The organism is Methylobacterium amylolyticum, assembly GCF_030700245.1.
GTDB lineage: Bacteria > Pseudomonadota > Alphaproteobacteria > Rhizobiales > Beijerinckiaceae > Methylobacterium.
In genome coordinates, this window is record NZ_JAUYZI010000083.1 from 1 (window position 1) to 16,627 (window position 16,627).

Genomic DNA, 16,627 nt, shown 5'->3' on the forward strand with positions numbered 1-16,627 from the left:
GAGAGGTGGCTCGGTTTGTCTGAACAGCGACCTGGGCCTGGATAGGTGGATGTCCTGCCGGGTTCAGGCGGCCGCGGGATGCGGCTGCCTGTTGAAGTAGGCTTGGTTGGGGGTGCGTCGATCAAGGCTCGAATGGGGCCTTCGGTCGTTGTAGAAGGTCAGATACCGGCTGATCGAGGCGCGGGCCGTGCTCACGGTGTCGTAGGCCCGCAGATAGATCTCCTCGTACTTGATCGATCGCCACAGCCGCTCGACGAAGATGTTGTCGCGCCACGCGCCCTTGCCATCCATGCTGATGGCGACACCGGCCTTCAGCAAGACACTGGTGAAGGCGTGGCTGGTGAACTGCGCTCCCTGATCCGTGTTGAAGATCTCCGGCCTGCCGTGCCGGGCGAGCGCTTCCTCCAGGGCCTCGACGCAGATGTCGGCCTCCATCGTGATCGACACCCGCCAGGACAGGACCTTGCGGCTGAACCAATCGATCACGACGGCCAAGTAGACGAACCCGCGCGCCATCGGAACGTAGGTGATATCCATCGCTCAGACTTGGTTAGGTCGGTCGATGGTCAGCCCGCGCAAGAGATACGGGTAGATCTTGTGCCCCGGCGCAGGCTTCGAGGTGTTCGGTTTGCGGTAGAGCGCCTCGATGCGCAGGCGCTTCATCAGCGTCGCGACATGACAGCGTCCGATCGTGATGCCCTCCTTGTTCAAGAGATCCCGCAGCATCCGGCTCCCCGCAAAGGGAAGTTCGAGATGCAGTTCGTCCATCCGCCGCATCACGGCCAGATCGGCCGCCGGGACCGCACGCGGCAGGTAGTACACGCTGCCCCGGCTGATCCCGAGCGCCTTGGCCTGTTTGGCGATGGGAAGATTGTGCTCGCGATCGATCATCGCTTTGCGCTCAGCAGACCGGCCTTGCCGAGCGCGCCGGACAAAAAATCGTTGGTCAGCGTCAACTCGCCGATCTTGGCGTGCAGCGTCTTCACGTCGATGGCCGGGGTTGCCTCCGGCCGGGCCGCGGCTCCGAACACCCCGGCTGCCCCTTCGAGAAGCTGAGCTTTCCAGGCCGTGATCTGATTGGGATGCACATCGAACTGCTGAGCCAACTCGGCCAGGGTCTTCTCGCCGCGCAGGGCGGCCAAAGCCACCTTCGCCTTGAAGGCCGGGGCGTGGTTCCGACGGGTACGCTTGCTCATCGTCGCTCCTGATCCGCAGCCATCCTGGCCGCCGTCAGGCAGAAACTCCACTTAACCCCGCTGTGCAGATTTCCCGAGCCATCTCTCTCCACCATCGTCCGTGCCCACCAACATGCGGCGGGCGCAAAAAAAGGGGGTCTGGCGATCAGCCCGCGTCCGAGCCGGCCCCCGATCAGGCGCTCGGCCGCTCACGCGGCGGCCTGAGCACCAAGATCCACATGGTGGTGCGCGGGCTCGGCTGCCCGGTGCGCTTTGCCCTCACAGCCGGCCAGAGAGGCGACGCGCCGCAGGCCGAGGCGCTGCTGAAGGATCTGCCGGCTGACGTGGTCCTGGCCGATGCCGCCTACGACAGCGACCGCCTGCGCAAGCTCATCTCCGACCAGAGCGCGCAGGCCGTGATCCCGAGCAATCCCTCGCGCGCCAGGAAGTACGACCTCGACAGGGTGCTCTACAGGGAGCGCCATCTGGTCGAGTGCTGCTTTGCCAAGCTCCAGCAGTTCCGGCGCGTGGCCACCCGCTACGAGAAGACCGCCCGCAACTCCGCTGCCGTCGTCACCCTCGCCGCCATCGTCCTATGGCTCCGGTAACTGTCCACACCGCCTAAACCGGGTGTCCGTGAAACCGGCAGCAGGCCACAATGTCACCGCTTGCCATGCCCCGCCGATCTTCACCTCACAGGTTGGGGCGGTTGATACCGACATACTAGTAACCTCAGTCCCAATCATTGACCTGCGGTAGCCGACGATCGTTCAAGATCTATCAACTGCGATGCAGTGCGGGGCCAGCCACATGTGACGTGGGGGGGAGCCCAAGTAACCCCCCCTGCCACTCTACATGATCGAGTTGGACATGATCGTGCCGGGGCCTACGGGGTCGCCCGGCACCACATCCGGTCTGACCGGATCACCGGGGACGGGATCGGGTGGCAGTTGCGGCGTCGGCGGATCGCCGGGCATGGGCTCGGTCGGCGGCGGCTCACCGGGGGTTGGCAGGTCGGGACCGGGCTCGCCGGGGGTGGGTATGCCGGGGTTGGCCATCGTGTCTCCGCGTCGCGCGATAGGGTTTCGGACGGGCCAACGGCTTCGCCCACCAGGGCGGTTCCGACCGCAAGCGAAAATCACGGGTGGATCGGCAACCGTGGGTCCGACTTGCAGTTGAGCTACGCAGACGCCCGACGCGGTTGGGCGAGCGTTGATTGGACCACCGCCATGCCGACCGAGATGCACGACAAGGCCCACATCGACGTGTTCGACCGCGCCGCCCGCGAAGCCTGGGCACTGCGCTTCGGCATCACCGAGGAGCGCCTGCGCAAGGCCGTGCGCGTGGTCGGTTCGCGCGTCACCACCGTCGCTGCCTATCTCGGTCAACCGGGGCACTGAGCTGGTAGACGGAGACGCACTCGACCCCGAAACGCACCCGACGCTGTCGGGCGATCAGATCGGTGTGATCGTCGCGGAGGACGACGCGCTGCTGCGCGCCGATATGGCGCGGACGCTGACCGCGGCAGGCATCGCGGTGTTCGGGGTGGGAGACGCCGATGAGGCGGTCGGGGCGCTGGCTTGGCGCAGCGATATCCGTGTGCTGATCACGGATGTGGGTATGCCGTCGGGCGGGGTGAACGGCTTCCAGCTCGCCGCGATGGTCGCCGCGCGCTGGCCGCAGATCGGCATCCTCGTGGTGTCCGGCGGAGAACGGCCGCAGTCGGGTGAACTGCCGATGGGCGTCCGCTATCTGCCCAAGCCCTGCCGCAGCCAGGATCTCGTTGCGGCCGTCTTCGCGATCGTCTCCCGGCAGACGGGCGCGATCTGAACCCCCGGCTCCACAAACCCAGTCGTGCTCATCTGGTCCAGGCTGTGTGAAAACGCGCTGATCTGGTAGAGTGATTTCCGATCTTGGGAGGTCGGGATGAAGCGCTTCATTGCAGGCGAGGATCGTCAGCAGATCACACTCCTTCCCGACTGTCTGGACGACTACATCACCGCCGACAACCCGGTTCGCCTCGTCGAAGTGTTCGTCGATGAGCTCGATCTGGGCGCGCTCGGCTTCGCGGGCGCGGTGCCGGAGGCCACGGGCCGTCCGGCCTACCATCCAGCGACGCTGCTCAAGATCTACCTCTACGGCTATCTCAACCGCGTCCCGTCGAGCCGGCGTCTCGAACGCGAGAGCCAACGCAACGTCGAACTGATCTGGCTCACCGGCCGGCTGATGCCCGACTTCAAGACGCTGGCCGACTTCCGCAAGGACAACGGCCCGGCCATCCAGGCGGCCTGCGCGCAGTTCGTGGTGTTGTGCCGCCGGCTGAACCTGTTCAGCAAGGCCGTCGTCGCCATCGACGGCAGCAAGTTCAAGGCGGTCAACAACCGTGACAAGAACTTCACCGCCGCGAAGGTCGAGGCGCGCTTGGCGCAGGTCGAGACGAGCATCGGCCGTTATCTTGCTGCGCTGGATCGGGCCGACCGCGAGCCGAGCGACATCGCCGAGGCGCGCACGACACGGCTCAAGGAGAAGATTGCGGGCCTGCGCGCGCAGATGCAGGTTCTCCAGGCGAGAGGGCAGCAGGTCGAGGCTGCACCCGACGGCCAAGTCTCGCTGACCGACCCCGACGCGCGCTCCATGGCGACCAGCGGCAAGGGTACGGGCATGGTCGGCTACAACGTCCAGGCCGCGGTGGATGCCGAGCACCATCTGATCGTGGCCCACGCCGTGACCAACGTCGGCAGCGACCGGGCGCAACTCGCGCCGATGGGGCTCCTGGCTCAGGAGGCGACGGGGTGTGCCACGCTCACGCTGCTGGCCGACCGGGGCTACCTCAGCGGGGAACGGGTTCTGGCCTGCGAGGGCACCGGCGTGCTGCCATGCGTGCCCAAGACCCTGACCTCGGGCCACGCCAAGCGCGGCCTCTTCACGGGACAGGACTTCGTCTACGACGCCAGCCATGACCGTTACACCTGTCCCGCCGGCCAGCACCTGACCAAGGGCGTTACCCGGTCCGATCGTCGGGCCGATGGCGACGAGATGGATCACTACCGCAACCTGACGGCCTGTCTCGATTGCGCTCTCAAGCCCCGCTGCACGCCAGCGGAGACGCGGCGTGTCAAACGCTGGGTGCACGAGGGCGTGCTCGATGCGATGCAGGAGCGGCTCGACCGGATGCCGGACGCGATGAAGATCCGTCGCCAGACCGTGGAGCACCCGTTCGGCACGCTGAAGGCCTGGATGGGCGTCACTCACTTCCTGACCCGGACCTTGGCGAAGGTCACGACCGAGATGAGCCTGCAAGTTCTGGCCTACAACATGAAGCGAATGATCCAGATCTTCGGGGTCCGCCCGCTGCTGGCGGCCATCCGAACCTGAGGCCAGCAGCTCGATCTCCGGCGCCACTCGGTGCGCTCGCCCCCATCCCGAGGGATCTGCGTTTCCACACGGCCTCGGTCGCCGCCGGACGTTCCCGTGCCGGTTCCAGCACCGCCCGTGCTCATCGAGCCGCAGAGCGACGCCCCTTTGCTTTCGCGATCGAGGGGGTCTTTGTCGTGGTTCAACGCGCTGCACCTACACTGCCGTCCATGTATTGCATTGAGGTTTGCTCGTACGTAAGCGCTCGGCGAGGGGCATTCTGGTCAGGCGGCGTGAGCGACGGGTAGGGCCGGCGTCCAGTTCCAGGGCAGCAGATCGGACAGCCGCTTGGCCGGATGATTGGCGATGCGGGTGGCGAGCTGATAAGCGACCGGGCGACTTTGGTGGTGCATCAGCGGCCGGCGCTCACCACTGCGCGGACGGGTGCTCCGGCGAGGTCGACGGTCGAGCCGATCGTATCTCGGAAGCCGCTGCCGACGTTCGAGAGGTGCTCGCCGTAGGTCTCGCGCGTCTGCGGATCGATGATCGCAACTGGCGCAGCTACCGCTAGGGCGGCCCCCGTTGCCATCGTAGAAGCAGCGCCCGCGGCCGTGCTCACCAGCCGGTCGCCGAACCCGACCTGCCCGTCCGAGATGGGCTGGCCGTCCGCGAGCCGCTTCCCGAGGAGGGCGACCACATCGCCGCTGGCGAACTTCCCGTGGTTGAGTGGATCGTCCCCCTTCACGGACGAGAGGTTCAGAACGCTGATGTTCTCGCGCTCAAGCTCGGACCGGTAGGGCTCGGCGGTCGGGTCGATGGCGCCCAACCGCACGCTGTCGCCCCAGATGAGACGCGACACGGCCAGCGCTTGATCGTCACCGGACACCATCAGCGTCAACCGCGGCCGGTCCTTGCCGATGTCGCGGAACGCCTCCCGGGCAAGGTCCATGTCCACGTCCGGCGCTGCCAGGATGACGTTGCGGATTTTCGGCGCGACGCGCCGGTCGCGGATGGTCATCTGGCGCAGGGACTCCAGCGTCAGCCAGTTGCCCATTGAGTGGGCGAGCACCGTCACCTCGCCGACGTTTGGGTCCTTGGCTAGATCCCGCAGCAGGGTCTCCAGCCCATTTCGGGAGAAGTTGGTGCTCTCCCGGTCGTAGCCGTAGGCCAGCACGGAGCCGCGCGAGGGCCACGTAAACAGGACCGGGGCGACCTCGGCACCGGAGTCGTGGACGATCTGCGCGAAGCGAAAGACGGCGTCCTCGAACTTGTTGTTGAAGCCATGCACGAACACGAGGACGTGGCGCTTGGCCCCGCGCCTGACGGCTCGGCCGGTCCAGGCCGCGACCTTGCCCCGATCGAGCGGGTCAGCGCGGAGCGCCACGAAGTCGGTGGCGGGGTTGCCGGGCAGAGACTTCGGCCACTGCACTGAACCGGGCTGGCGCGTGGCATCGGGCGGAATAGAGACGGCGAGATCGGTGTAGGTCACCGCGTCACCGCGCTCGCCCGAGAACAGCACACCCGGCTTGGCCGCCGCCTTGCGCGTGGTCGCGACCAGCATGTCAACCCGCGAAGTGCCGGGGACATCGTTCGCCAAGGCGACTGGCAGCAGAACGCCTGTCGGACGCCCGGCGCAGGCGGACAGCGCGATGAAGGCTGCGACGCCGATGCTGGCGACCGTCGCCCTTCCGACCTGTTCGAACACCCACGCCCCCGACGAACACGAACCAAAGCCAGGACGCGCGACCGGTTAACGGGCCGTCGAGGTCGAGTTCGGTTAGGGGGCGATTGCGGCCACGGCCCGACTCGGCGGATGAAACGCCATCTGTGTGGCGGTCCCGCAACGTGAGCGGTCGATGCCTTGCGGCTCAGTTGCCGTAGGGGGAGGCGAGGACGACACGCACCTTCTTGGCTTGGGCCGCGTCGGCAACGGGCGTAGAGGCCGTGCCGGTCTTGGTATCAACCTGCGTGGACGCGGCCTTCTCGACCCCGCGAAGCCCGTAGCCAGCATCGGACGCAGCGGCGGGGGCGATCGCAAGGACGGCCAGGACGACGGTGGCGAGGATGGTCTTCACGGAGTCAGCCCCAAGCGTGTCTGTATATTGGCCCAACAACGGCCAAGCTCAGCGGCGGTTCCACCGTCGTTGCGACCTGGTGAAGGTCGGACCAGGACAGGAACGACGAGCTTCTGCCGCAAGCCTGCGCTCAACGTGATCCGCTAGAGCGACATGGGTGCTGTGACTTTGCCGTCACAGCGATCCAGCATCAGTCCGGGGGCGAGGAACGCCGAGCTTGGCCGTCTGTTCTGCCGCCATGGAACACTATCGCTCCACCCTCGCGACGACAGCCTGTGCGGTGTTCGGTCTGATCACCGCCGCGCATGTGTTGCACCCGGGCAATTTCGAGGAGCAGTCGCGCCGTGCGCGTCCGGTTGCGGCTCAGCGCGAAGCCGCGACTGCGTGGACCGACCCTGCCCCGGTGTTGCGATCGCATACCGTACCGGTTGAGACGACGGCGCTGGCCCCGCGCATGACCATGCCGCTGCCGGCCGGGGCGACGATGATGCCAGCCCTGCCGGCCAGCCTGAGCATGCCGGCGAACTCGCCTGCGTCGGCTCGCGCGGCACGCCCTCGGAAGGCCGCCCAGCGTCCGGTCCGTCAGCGTCAGGCGACACTGGCGCTGGCTCGCACGACACCTGCCCCAACGACCTCCACCGCTGCCCCCAAGGCGGCCAGCGGATCGCTGGCTGACCTGCTGCGCGGCCTTGGCCTCGATCGCGACGGCTGAGGTTGGCGAACCCTTCCCATCACCCGGAGAACACCGATGAAGTCCCTGTTCACCGCCGGCCTCGTCGTTGCCGGCTTGCTGCCCACTGCGCCAGCCTTAGCGCAGAGCATCGACATCGGCCCCGGCGGCGTGCGGATCGATCCACGCTCGTCGCGTGAGCGCGAGTACGACGCCATCCGGCGCGAGGAGCGCCGGGAAGAGTTCCGCGAGGAGCGCCGTGACGCCATCCGCCGCGAGGAGCGTCGCCGGGGCTTGGAAGACGATCTACCGCCGCCGCGCCGGTACTGAGAACCTGTCGGCCCCGCCATCCATGATCGATACCTCGCTGACGATCAGACCCGCCGAACGCCTTTCGCCCCCAACCGCTCCGCCTCCGCCCGCCACACGTCCCGCTCGACCACCATCGCCTCGATCAGCGCGTGCAGGTTCCCGGCGTCGATCGCCGTCTCCATCAGCATGTCCTGGGCCGTCGCGAGCTGTTCGCGCAGGTCCGCGTTCTCGCATGCCAGGGCGATCAGGAGCGCAGTCACGTCGTCGCCCATCCACGCCCTCGGCTCACCGCGAGCGGGGGCGTCTATCTGCGCGGAGGGCCGGCTTCAACCAAGCTCAGTGAGTCGCCCGGCAGTGACCGGTTGCTCGATCGCCTGCGCGCCGCGGGACTGTATCGCTGAGACAGCCCGCCGCGCGATGGTCTGGCCCGCCCTTCGGGACGCCGTTCTAGTCGCTGCGCTCCCCGAGCCACCTGCGGCGTCTCGGCCCTGCCGGGTGACGATCAGCTCGGGGACCGGACCACCCTGCCGGGCGGCCGGCACGGCCGGTCGCCAGGGCGACCACTTCTCTGGTTGGGTAGGGGCAAGACGGCTCCGCCTCCTCTCCCCCACAAGCCGGCGGCCCGGGTCTCCCCATGCTTCGGCCGGCTGCGCCGGCTGCCCTGCGGGTAGGCGATCCCCTTCCCGAGCCGCCGGCTTGCCCCCCTCCCTTCCGCTGTTCCGCGCGACCTCGGGGAACAGGAGACGGGCTCCTGCCCCCCGCAGGACACCTCGTGAACGATCCCGCTGACCCGAGCCGGCATTGCGTCCTGGGGCCGTGTCCATCAGGGATGCCCGGATGTCCGCCCTCACCGACCGTCAGCGCCTCGAACTCGCGCTCCCGGCCTGCCTGCTGTTCACCCTCAGCGACCTGCCCGGCGCCTTCGTACCGGCTGACCCCGCCCTGGCCGCGCGGGCCGAGGCCGACATCGCCGAACTTCGGGAGAACCTGCGCACCGCCAGCCTGGAACCTTTCGCCGACCTGACCCCGAGAAAGCGAGGCGCGGTGCTGCGCCGGCTGGAGCGGGTCGTGAAGGGCGTGACCGCGGGGTGGACGGGGCAGTCGATGCTCGGCCTCGCGTTGACGCTCTGGTACTTCCTGGAGGATCTGACCGAGCGTGAGGTGCTGCTGCTGTGGGAGGGCTCGGCGATGGACCGGGCGATGCGGCGGCTCGTACCGATGTTCGAACACGGCTTCGCCGAGCGGGCACGAGACGCCGAGGCATCGGAGGGCGCCCGCCGGCTGCTCGCCCGGTTGCAGGCTGACGGGTTGTACCGCTGAGCTGACGCGCCGTGTCGCGAGCGTCCTGACCCTTATCGAGGGGCGGGCTGCTCGGCCTGCTCACCTCCATGCAGCCTGCAATCAAAAGTGCCGTGGCCACGGGTTAAGCGATCCTACGGAGAGGAACGTGCCGGTACCGCACGAGTTGGCGAGCACAGCAATAGGACTAGGACATCCGCCATGACGACGCGCCTCCTCGCCGCCGCCGGTCTGCTCGCGCTGAGTGCCAGCTTGGCGACTGCCCAGACCGCCTCACCCGGCACGACCGCGCCGGCGCCGGCGCCCACGGCCCCGGCCCCAGCGGATACGCCTGCCACGCCGCAGCCGACCAAGGCCACGCCGATGCCGGGCTCCCAGGCCACCGACGACATGAAGGAGTGGCAGGTCGCCAAGCTCGCCAAGGTGAACCTCGCCCAGGCGCTGACCACCGCCGAGTCGCAGGGCGAGGAGAAGGGCGGCCGGGCGATCGACGCCGATTTCGAGAAGGCCGACGGCAAGGACCCGGCCCACTACTCCATCAAGGTGGTCTACCCGAGCGGCAAGCTGGTCGAGTACGGCATCAACGCCGACACCGGCGCCGTCTACAAGACCGAGAACCAGCCGATCGAGCGCTACTTCACCTTCCTGAAGCCCGCGAACTTCAACGAGGCGAAGACCTCGCTCAAGGACGCGCTGACGGTCGCCGAGCAGAAGGCCGGCGGCGGCAAGGCCTACGAGGCCGAGGTGTCGAAGGACGGCAAGGCGGTCCAGTACGAGATCAAGGTGGCCGGCGCCGACAAGGAGCAGACCGTCAAGATCGGGCCGGACGGAAAGGTGATCGACTGAAACGAGTGCCGCGGCTCCGTCGACGGACGGAGCCGGAGCCGCGGCGCGGGGTTCGGGCCATGTTTCCGATAGACGGTGGGAGGCCGGACTTGAGTGCAGACATGGTCGCTGCCGCCCCCGACGCGGACACCACGGAAGACGAAGGGCCGAGGCTTCCGGTCGAGGTTCGCCAGCATCTCGGTCTCCTGCTGGCCCGCAGTTATGAGCAGACTGGCCCCGGGTCGGACGCCACGGAACGCTTCGCCGATCTGCTAGGGCGGCTCGTCGCTACGCTCGATGAAGTCCAGCGCCGCGATACGGCGGAGTTCCAGGATCGACTCCTCGCCATCACACCAGCCCTGCGCCGGTTCGCCATTTCGCTGACCCACGACGGCACCGCTGCCGACGATCTCGTACAGGACACACTCCTGAAGGCATGGCGCAACCGGGCCGGCTTCGCCATGGGGACCAACTTCGATGCGTGGACCTTCACGATCCTGCGCAATCAGTTCTACACCAATCACCGGAAGAGGCGGGAGCTGCCCGACGAGGATGGTGCCCAAGCCAGCCGCGTGGCCGCTCTACCAGAACAGGAAGGACGCCTCGACGTCGCCGACATGCAGGCCGCGGTCGCGCAGCTCACCCCGGCGATGCGAGAGGCGCTGATGCTGGTGACCGTCGAGGATCTGACCTACGAGGAGGCGGCGGCGGTGATGGGGTGCGAGGTCGGCACCGTGAAGAGCCGGGTCTGGCGCGCGCGCCAGCAGCTTGTGCGGCTGCTCGGTTACGACGGCGATGCAGTCGGCCAGGACCCGCTCATCCTTTCAGCGATGGGAGGAGGAGCATAACTGGCTGTCATAGAGTGAGACCCCGCTCGGATGCAGAGGGGGGGTTGGCGTGTATCCGTGCTGCCCAGTTCAGTCTAAATGTCTACAATATAGTGTGACAGATGCGACGCGATGCCCGCGTGCATGAACTTGCAGGCACGCTGAACTGATTGTGAGCAAAGCGCTTTACAGGTAGAAGCCCAGCTCACAGGAAAGCGGAAGTGTGGTTGGGTCCGTGTCGAATTCCCTCTCCCGCGACGAGCTGGAGGCTGAGAACGCTCGTCTGCGCGCGGCCCTGGCGGAGGCCGGGATCGATGCGCAGCGTCTGACCAGTCAGCAGGCCGCGCGTGATGCCCAGCTCCAGTCCGACCTCGCCGATGGCCGCGCGCAAACCGCCAAGGCCAACCAGCAAACCCGGGCTGCACGGGACGATGCGCAGGAGGCTGCGCGCGACCATGGCCGGCTGCTGGATCAGGCGGCGTCCGATCTGACCGCCTCCCAGGACCCGGTTGCCGCGCTTGAGGCGAGCCGGACGGCCCTCGCGCTGAGCGAAGCGCGACAGCGGGCGGTGTTCGAGAGCGCGGTCGACTTCGCGATGGTCGTGACGGATCCCGCCGGCACCATCACCGACTGGAACCCCGGTGCCGTGCACGTGATGGGCTGGACCGCCGAGGAGATGCGTGGTCAGGACGCCTCACGGTTCTTCACGCCCGAGGACCGCGCCAACGATCGCGTCGCGTATGAGATGCGGTGCGCGCTGGAGGCCAACCGGGCTTCGGACGAACGCTGGCACCTGCGCAAGGACGGCACGCGGTTCTGGGCCTCCGGCGAGATGATGCCGCTCCGCGGTGATACGGGGATCCACCTCGGCTTCGTGAAGATCCTGCGCGACCGCACCGCAGAACACCTTGCGGGGACCGCCTTACAGGAAACCCAGGAGCGCTACCGGCTGGCCCTGCAAGCCACCACCGATGCCATCTGGGACTGGGACCTCAAGACCAACCACGTGCTCTGGAACGCGGCCCTGGAGACCGCCTACGGTCATGCCCTGGCCTCGGTCGAGCCGACCGGCGACTGGTGGATCGCCCACATCCATCCCGACGACCGCGCGCGCATCGACGCCTCGATCCATGCCGTGATCGACGGCACGGCAAGCGCCTGGACTGATGAGTACCGCTTCCTCCGGGCGGACGGCTCCTACGCCCAGGTGTTCGACCGGGGGCACGTGATCCGCGATGCCGAGGGCCGCGCTTGCCGGATGATCGGCGCGATGCTCGACCTGACCCACATGCGCAGCGCGGAAAGCGCCCTGCGTGCCAGCGAGGAGCGCTTCCGGACGATCTTGGAGACGATCGAGGCGGCGTTCGCCATCGTCCAGGTCAAGTTCGACGCCGATGACCGACCGGTGGATTATCGCTTCCTGGAAGCCAACCCCGCCTTCGAGCAGCAGGCCGGGGTCAACCTGCGCGGCAAGTGGGTGACGGAGTTCGCCCCCGACCTGGAGCAGTTCTGGTTCGAGACCTATGGCCGCGTCGCCAAAACCCGTGAGCCGGCGACTTTCGAGAGCTATGCCAAGGCGTTTGCGCGCTGGTTCGACGTCCGCGCCGTACCTGTCGGCGAGCCCGCCGAGCGGCAGATCGCGATCTTCTTCAGCGACGTCACCGCGCGACGCGAGGCCGAGGACCGCCTGCGGGCCAGCGAGGCGCTGGCCCGCGAAAACGTCGAGCGGGTGAACCTGGCGCTGGCTGCCGGTGCGATCATCGGCACATGGCACTGGGACATACCGACCGATCGGTTTGCGGTCGATGAGGCCTTCGCCAGCGCCTTCGGGCTGGATCCGGCCCTCGGTCGAGAGGGTATCCCCCTCGCCCAGATCGTCGCCACCGTCCATCCGGATGATCAGGCGGCCTTGGCCGTGGCGATCGACGAGGCCGTGGCGCGGGGTGGCCCCTACGCACACCAGTACCGGGTCCGCCGTGCGGACGGAAACTACTACTGGATCGAGGCGAACGGTCGCGTCGACCACGCGCCGGACGGCACGCCGCTGAGCTTCCCCGGCGTCCTCATCGACGTGGAGGACCGCCGCACCGTCGAGGCGGAGCGCGACCGCGCCATCGCCCAGCTACGCGCCCTCACCGGAACCCTGGAACAACAGGTTGCCGAACGCACTGCCGAGCTGATGCTGGCCGAGGAGCAGTTGCGCCAGTCCCAGAAGATGGAGGCGGTGGGACAGCTCACCGGTGGCCTCGCCCACGATTTCAACAACCTGCTGGCGGGGATCTTCGGCAGCCTGGAGCTGATGAACACCCGTATCAGCCAGGGCCGCCTCAAGGACGTGGACAAGTACATGGTCGCCGCGCAGGGCGCGACCAAGCGGGCCGCGGCGCTCACCCACCGGCTGCTGGCGTTCTCGCGCCGACAGACGCTGGCGCCCAAGGCCACCAACGTGAACACGCTGGTCAGCGGCATGATCGAGCTGATCCAGCGTACGGTCGGTCCGAGCATCCAGGTGGAGACGGTCGGCATGGCCGGCCTGTGGCCGGCGCTGGTAGACCCGTCGCAACTGGAGAACGCGCTGCTCAACCTCTGCATCAACGCCCGAGACGCCATGCCGGGCGGTGGCAAGATCACGATCGAGACCGGCAACCGCTGGATCGACCGGCACGGCGCCAAGGAGCACGACCTGCCGGCGGGACAGTACCTGTCGCTGTGCGTGTCCGACACCGGCACCGGTATGCCGCCGGAAGTGATCGCCAAGGCGTTCGACCCGTTTTTTACCACCAAGCCCCTCGGGCAGGGCACCGGCCTCGGCCTGTCGATGATCTACGGGTTCGCCAAGCAATCGGGCGGGCAGGTGCGGATCTACTCGGAGGTCGGCCAGGGCACGAACGTCTGCATCTATCTCCCCCGCCATCGGGGTAATGCGGAGCACACTGAGGTGCTGCCGGAAGCGGGCCTCTTGCCGCTCGCCGAAGCTGGCGAAACCGTGCTGATCGTGGACGACGAGCCGACCGTGCGCATGTTGGTCACCGACGTGCTGGGCGATCTCGGCTACACGGCGGTCGAGGCGGCGGACGGAGCCGGCGGCCTCAAGGTGCTGCAGTCCGATGCGCGGATCGATCTGCTGGTCACCGATGTGGGTCTGCCCGGGGGTATGAACGGGCGCCAGATGGCCGACGCGGCACGGGTCAACCGCCCCGACCTCAAGGTGCTGTTCATCACGGGCTTTGCCGAAAACGCCCTCCTGAACAACGGCCAGCTCGAACCGGGCATGTCGGTGCTGACCAAGCCGTTCGCGGTCGATACCCTGGCCGCCCGCGTCCGGGAACTGATCGGACAGGCGACCCCATGATCGGTCGAGCGGCAGCCGTAGGCTTGCCATCAGGCAGTCCCGTCGAGGGAGGCGCCTGCCTGCGAGGTTCACCGCGACGGATCGGCCATAGCCGGCCTCTCCGTGTCCTAGGGCTGGAACAAGCCGACCGCATAGTGCATTGCAAACTCCAGGTCTGCGGCACGGGTTACGAAGGATCGCAGACATCCGCTCATCGTGCCCGACCCCGACGGCCAGTTTGGCCTGCGCCATGGGTGCCAGACCACCCGCGCAAAGGGTCGTGATCGTGCCGAATTCCCGGCAGCCGCTGCAATCCACCTCCGCCGCCAGCGCACCCTTGGTGAGCCTGCGGCGTGGCGCCGGCCAGTTGTTCGAGACCGAGCGACGCCTCAACGCCGTGCTCGACAACGCCTCGGTCTCCATCTTCCTGATGGATGACCGGCAGCACTGCATCTACATGAACCGCGCCGCCGAGCTGCTGACCGGCTGGACGCTGGCCGAGGTGCTGGGGCGCGACTGCCCGTTGCACGACATCGTCCACCACACCTACCCGGACGGTCGCCCCTTCCCCCTGGAGGAGTGTGCCATCGACCGCGCCTTTCCGGAGAACAATCAGGAGCGGGGCGAGGAGGTGTTCATCCATCGGGACGGGCATTTCTTCCCGGTGGGCTTCACTGCGAGCCCGATCCGCGACGATGCCGCCAACATCATCGGCACCATCATCGAGGTGCGCGACATCAGCGAGGAGAAGGCGGCAGCCGAGCGCCAGCGCCTGCTGATCAACGAGCTGAACCACCGGGTGAAGAACACCCTCGCCACGGTGCAATCGATCGCCGCGCAAACCTTCCGTGGGCAGACGGACCAGGCTGCCCGCGCGGTGTTCGACGCGCGCATGGCGGCGCTGTCGAACGCCCACAACGTCCTGGTGGAGGACAACTGGGAAAGCGCCAGCCTGCGCAGCGTAATCGGGTGTGCGCTGGCCCCCCACCTTCTGGCGGAGGTGGACATTAACCGTTTCCAGTTAAGAGGACCGGATGCGCGGCTGCATCCCAAAGTGGCTGTGACGCTGGCGATGGCCCTGCACGAGCTGATGACCAACGCCGCCAAGTACGGCGCCCTGTCGGTGTCTGAAGGTCAGGTCGCGGTGACGTGGTCCCTGCACGGCATGGATGACCGTCGCCAGCAGCTCGACCTGTGCTGGGAGGAGCGCGGTGGTCCTGCCGTGAGCCCGCCGACGCGCAAGGGGTTCGGCTCGCGGCTGATCGAGCGGCAGTTGCCCATGGAGTTCGACGGTAGCGCCGTGATCACCTACGCCCCCGAGGGCGTCGTCTGCCGGCTGGAGGTCCCGCTGACCCAGCTCGGCTGGGTCGGCCAGGAAGCGATCGAAGGGCGGCAGGCCCGATGACGCTGCTGTTTGGACGTCGGGTGCTGCTGGTCGAGGACGAGAGCCTCGTCGCCATGCTCGCCGAGGACATGCTGCTCGACCTCGGCTGTGAGGTCGTGGTTGCGATGCGCCTCGACAAGGCTTTGGCGCATGCACGCGCCGAGGCTTTCGATCTGGCAGTGCTGGACGTCAACCTCGGCGACGCGCGCAGTTATCCGGTGGCGGATCTGCTGTTCGAGCGCTGCACGCCGTTCCTGTTCGCGACCGGGTATGGTCGGCAAGGGCTGGAGCCTGCCTACCAGGATGTCCCAGTGCTGCAAAAACCCTATCAGGCGGCGCCGTTGGAGCACCTGCTGAACCATCTGCTGACGGATGCGACCCCGGCCCGGAAGGAAGCTGGCGGAAGCCCTGTGACGGGAAGCCCTGTGTCGTGCTCGTGCCATGGTGCGGAGAAGGCGTCCAGGGAACGGTCGTTCCGAACCGACTCCTGCCGCTAGGCGATCTCAGCTAAGCTCCTGAGAGATGGGGGAGCGTGACGCCATGCACACCTTGCGCAATAGCCTGTCCGACATCTGCATCCTGACCGCGGAGGATCCGCGGATCCTTCACGCGGTCGAGTTGGTCCTGAATGCGGCTGAACGTCTTGCGGCGATGGCTGGGACACCGGGTCTCGTACGGCGTACCGGCGCGCCACCGACCCGTCTGAACACTGCGCGTCGGGCACTGACGCGTCTCGATGCTGCGCTCGTCGGCGCCCGCCCCAGTCATATCGCCTTGAGCCTCAACCGCGATTGGTGATCGACCTTCCACTCCTGGGGCGGCCGACGGGAACGGCAGTGGACGCCGAGCGCTCGGACAGCAAATAGATCGGAATGGGTATCGGTCAGAGCGAAAAGCGCCCTGGAGCGGGAAGCTCCAGGGCGTCAGTTGGCCAAAGCTGCCAAGCTGATCGGGCCGGGGACGCTGAGGCCGGCCGGAAGGCGGGGCTGGAGGGCGGGCGACGCGAGAGAGGACCGATCCCCGCGCCGCCCGTCCTTCCCGCTCCCCGGATCAGAAGCCGCCGAACTTGTAGTTCAGGCCGGCGCGGACGACGGCGAAGTCGTTGGTGTTCCGGTTGCTGGCGACGGTGCTGTAGACGGGCTCGAGCACGCCGCTGTTGATGGCGCCGCCGACGAGCGGCAGGCCGGTGCGGTTGCGGTCGAGGCTGACGTACAGGCCTTCGACCTTCACGGTGACGGCCGAGGAGCGGAAGAAGTTCAGGAAGGAGTCGGTGGGCAGGGCGTACTCGACGCCGCCGCCGACGGTCCAGCCGGTCTTGAAGTCGTCGCGGCGGCCGGCGAAGTTCTGGAAGCCGATGCGGGCGCCGGCATCCGTG

The 16,627-nt window shown here is 67.5% G+C and carries 18 protein-coding genes and 2 pseudogenes; 13 read left to right on the top strand and 7 right to left on the bottom strand.

Annotation, left to right across the window (positions count from 1 at the left end):
* Positions 1–63: 63 nt before the first annotated feature.
* A pseudogene (locus tag Q8W71_RS30630) lies at positions 64–1,196 on the bottom strand (IS3 family transposase).
* Positions 1,197–1,283: 87 nt separating this feature from the next.
* Between Q8W71_RS30630 and Q8W71_RS30635 the strand changes: the two are divergent.
* Positions 1,284–1,783: pseudogene (locus Q8W71_RS30635) on the top strand (IS5 family transposase); the annotation flags it as partial.
* Positions 1,784–2,026: 243 nt separating this feature from the next.
* Here Q8W71_RS30635 and Q8W71_RS30640 read toward each other — a convergent pair.
* Positions 2,027–2,233, bottom strand: a complete 207-nt coding sequence (locus tag Q8W71_RS30640) for a hypothetical protein (RefSeq protein WP_305529151.1) — start codon at positions 2,231–2,233, stop codon at positions 2,027–2,029.
* Between the two features lie 171 nt (positions 2,234–2,404).
* Here Q8W71_RS30640 and Q8W71_RS30645 point away from each other — a divergent pair, with 171 nt between their 5' ends.
* From Q8W71_RS30645 to Q8W71_RS30655, 3 genes are all read left to right on the top strand, one after another.
* Positions 2,405–2,575, top strand: coding sequence for a DUF3606 domain-containing protein (locus Q8W71_RS30645; protein WP_305529152.1), 171 nt, complete (start codon positions 2,405–2,407; stop codon positions 2,573–2,575).
* Positions 2,576–2,639: 64 nt separating this feature from the next.
* Positions 2,640–3,005, top strand: coding sequence for a response regulator (locus Q8W71_RS30650; RefSeq protein WP_305529153.1), 366 nt, complete (start codon positions 2,640–2,642; stop codon positions 3,003–3,005).
* 96 nt (positions 3,006–3,101) lie between these two features.
* Complete coding sequence (locus Q8W71_RS30655) at positions 3,102–4,550, top strand: IS1182 family transposase (protein ID WP_305529154.1); 1,449 nt, start codon at positions 3,102–3,104, stop codon at positions 4,548–4,550.
* Positions 4,551–4,813: 263 nt separating this feature from the next.
* On the opposite strand, the gene Q8W71_RS30660 is transcribed toward Q8W71_RS30655, so the two are convergent.
* The 3 genes from Q8W71_RS30660 to Q8W71_RS30670 all read right to left on the bottom strand — a co-directional run bounded on the left by Q8W71_RS30660 (position 4,814) and on the right by Q8W71_RS30670 (position 6,604).
* Positions 4,814–4,942 carry a hypothetical protein gene (locus Q8W71_RS30660; protein WP_305529167.1) on the bottom strand — a complete coding sequence of 43 codons (129 nt, stop codon included), beginning with the start codon at positions 4,940–4,942 and terminating at the stop codon, positions 4,814–4,816.
* Complete coding sequence (locus Q8W71_RS30665) at positions 4,942–6,234, bottom strand: alpha/beta hydrolase (RefSeq protein WP_305529155.1); 1,293 nt, start codon at positions 6,232–6,234, stop codon at positions 4,942–4,944. The genes Q8W71_RS30660 and Q8W71_RS30665 overlap by 1 nt, the downstream gene beginning before the upstream one ends.
* 163 nt (positions 6,235–6,397) lie before the next feature.
* On the bottom strand, positions 6,398–6,604 hold the full coding sequence (locus Q8W71_RS30670; protein WP_305529156.1) for a hypothetical protein: 207 nt from the start codon (positions 6,602–6,604) through the stop codon (positions 6,398–6,400).
* A 217-nt stretch (positions 6,605–6,821) separates the two neighbouring features.
* On the opposite strand from Q8W71_RS30670, the gene Q8W71_RS30675 reads away from it, so the two are divergent.
* Together Q8W71_RS30675 and Q8W71_RS30680 are read left to right on the top strand one after the other, a co-directional pair.
* Complete coding sequence (locus tag Q8W71_RS30675) at positions 6,822–7,316, top strand: hypothetical protein (protein WP_305529157.1); 495 nt, start codon at positions 6,822–6,824, stop codon at positions 7,314–7,316.
* A gap of 36 nt (positions 7,317–7,352) precedes the next feature.
* Positions 7,353–7,604, top strand: a complete 252-nt coding sequence (locus Q8W71_RS30680) for a hypothetical protein (RefSeq protein WP_305529158.1) — start codon at positions 7,353–7,355, stop codon at positions 7,602–7,604.
* 44 nt (positions 7,605–7,648) lie between these two features.
* Here the strand turns inward: Q8W71_RS30680 and Q8W71_RS30685 are convergent, their stop codons facing one another.
* A complete protein-coding gene (locus Q8W71_RS30685; RefSeq protein WP_305529159.1) occupies positions 7,649–7,858 on the bottom strand; it encodes a hypothetical protein in 210 nt (69 codons plus the stop codon).
* Positions 7,859–8,423: 565 nt separating this feature from the next.
* On the opposite strand from Q8W71_RS30685, the gene Q8W71_RS30690 reads away from it, so the two are divergent.
* From Q8W71_RS30690 to Q8W71_RS30720, 7 genes are all read left to right on the top strand, one after another.
* The gene (locus Q8W71_RS30690) at positions 8,424–8,906 is read left to right on the top strand and encodes a hypothetical protein (RefSeq protein ID WP_305529160.1); all 483 of its coding nucleotides are present in this window, start codon (positions 8,424–8,426) and stop codon (positions 8,904–8,906) included.
* A 180-nt stretch (positions 8,907–9,086) separates the two neighbouring features.
* Positions 9,087–9,731: a PepSY domain-containing protein gene (locus tag Q8W71_RS30695; RefSeq protein ID WP_305529161.1), complete on the top strand. Its 645-nt coding sequence runs from the start codon at positions 9,087–9,089 to the stop codon at positions 9,729–9,731.
* Between the two features lie 101 nt (positions 9,732–9,832).
* Complete coding sequence (locus tag Q8W71_RS30700; protein WP_370875587.1) at positions 9,833–10,558, top strand: sigma-70 family RNA polymerase sigma factor; 726 nt, start codon at positions 9,833–9,835, stop codon at positions 10,556–10,558.
* A 214-nt stretch (positions 10,559–10,772) separates the two neighbouring features.
* Positions 10,773–13,889 carry a PAS domain-containing hybrid sensor histidine kinase/response regulator gene (locus Q8W71_RS30705; protein ID WP_305529163.1) on the top strand — a complete coding sequence of 1,039 codons (3,117 nt, stop codon included), beginning with the start codon at positions 10,773–10,775 and terminating at the stop codon, positions 13,887–13,889.
* A gap of 265 nt (positions 13,890–14,154) precedes the next feature.
* Complete coding sequence (locus tag Q8W71_RS30710; RefSeq protein ID WP_305529166.1) at positions 14,155–15,273, top strand: sensor histidine kinase; 1,119 nt, start codon at positions 14,155–14,157, stop codon at positions 15,271–15,273.
* Positions 15,270–15,749, top strand: coding sequence for a response regulator (locus Q8W71_RS30715; RefSeq protein WP_305529164.1), 480 nt, complete (start codon positions 15,270–15,272; stop codon positions 15,747–15,749). Before Q8W71_RS30710 ends, Q8W71_RS30715 begins: the two co-directional genes overlap by 4 nt.
* Before the next feature lie 43 nt (positions 15,750–15,792).
* Positions 15,793–16,050: a hypothetical protein gene (locus Q8W71_RS30720; protein ID WP_305529165.1), complete on the top strand. Its 258-nt coding sequence runs from the start codon at positions 15,793–15,795 to the stop codon at positions 16,048–16,050.
* A gap of 252 nt (positions 16,051–16,302) precedes the next feature.
* Here the strand turns inward: Q8W71_RS30720 and Q8W71_RS30725 are convergent.
* Positions 16,303–16,627, bottom strand: a 325-nt coding sequence (locus tag Q8W71_RS30725) for an outer membrane protein (protein ID WP_370875586.1), incomplete at its 5' end; no start/stop codon positions are given.

Excerpts from the sequence above, each read along its gene's own strand:
- Q8W71_RS30700 (WP_370875587.1), top strand. The coding sequence starts at position 9,833 with ATGGTCGCTGCCGCCCCCGACGCGGACACCACGGAAGACGAAGGGCCG.
- Q8W71_RS30695 (WP_305529161.1), top strand. The coding sequence starts at position 9,087 with ATGACGACGCGCCTCCTCGCCGCCGCCGGTCTGCTCGCGCTGAGTGCC.
- Q8W71_RS30685 (WP_305529159.1), bottom strand. The coding sequence starts at position 7,858 with ATGGGCGACGACGTGACTGCGCTCCTGATCGCCCTGGCATGCGAGAAC.
- Q8W71_RS30645 (WP_305529152.1), top strand. The coding sequence starts at position 2,405 with ATGCCGACCGAGATGCACGACAAGGCCCACATCGACGTGTTCGACCGC.
- Q8W71_RS30660 (WP_305529167.1), bottom strand. The coding sequence starts at position 4,942 with ATGCACCACCAAAGTCGCCCGGTCGCTTATCAGCTCGCCACCCGCATC.
- Q8W71_RS30680 (WP_305529158.1), top strand. The coding sequence starts at position 7,353 with ATGAAGTCCCTGTTCACCGCCGGCCTCGTCGTTGCCGGCTTGCTGCCC.
- Q8W71_RS30655 (WP_305529154.1), top strand. The coding sequence starts at position 3,102 with ATGAAGCGCTTCATTGCAGGCGAGGATCGTCAGCAGATCACACTCCTT.
- Q8W71_RS30715 (WP_305529164.1), top strand. The coding sequence starts at position 15,270 with ATGACGCTGCTGTTTGGACGTCGGGTGCTGCTGGTCGAGGACGAGAGC.
- Q8W71_RS30720 (WP_305529165.1), top strand. The coding sequence starts at position 15,793 with ATGCACACCTTGCGCAATAGCCTGTCCGACATCTGCATCCTGACCGCG.
- Q8W71_RS30690 (WP_305529160.1), top strand. The coding sequence starts at position 8,424 with ATGTCCGCCCTCACCGACCGTCAGCGCCTCGAACTCGCGCTCCCGGCC.
- Q8W71_RS30640 (WP_305529151.1), bottom strand. The coding sequence starts at position 2,233 with ATGGCCAACCCCGGCATACCCACCCCCGGCGAGCCCGGTCCCGACCTG.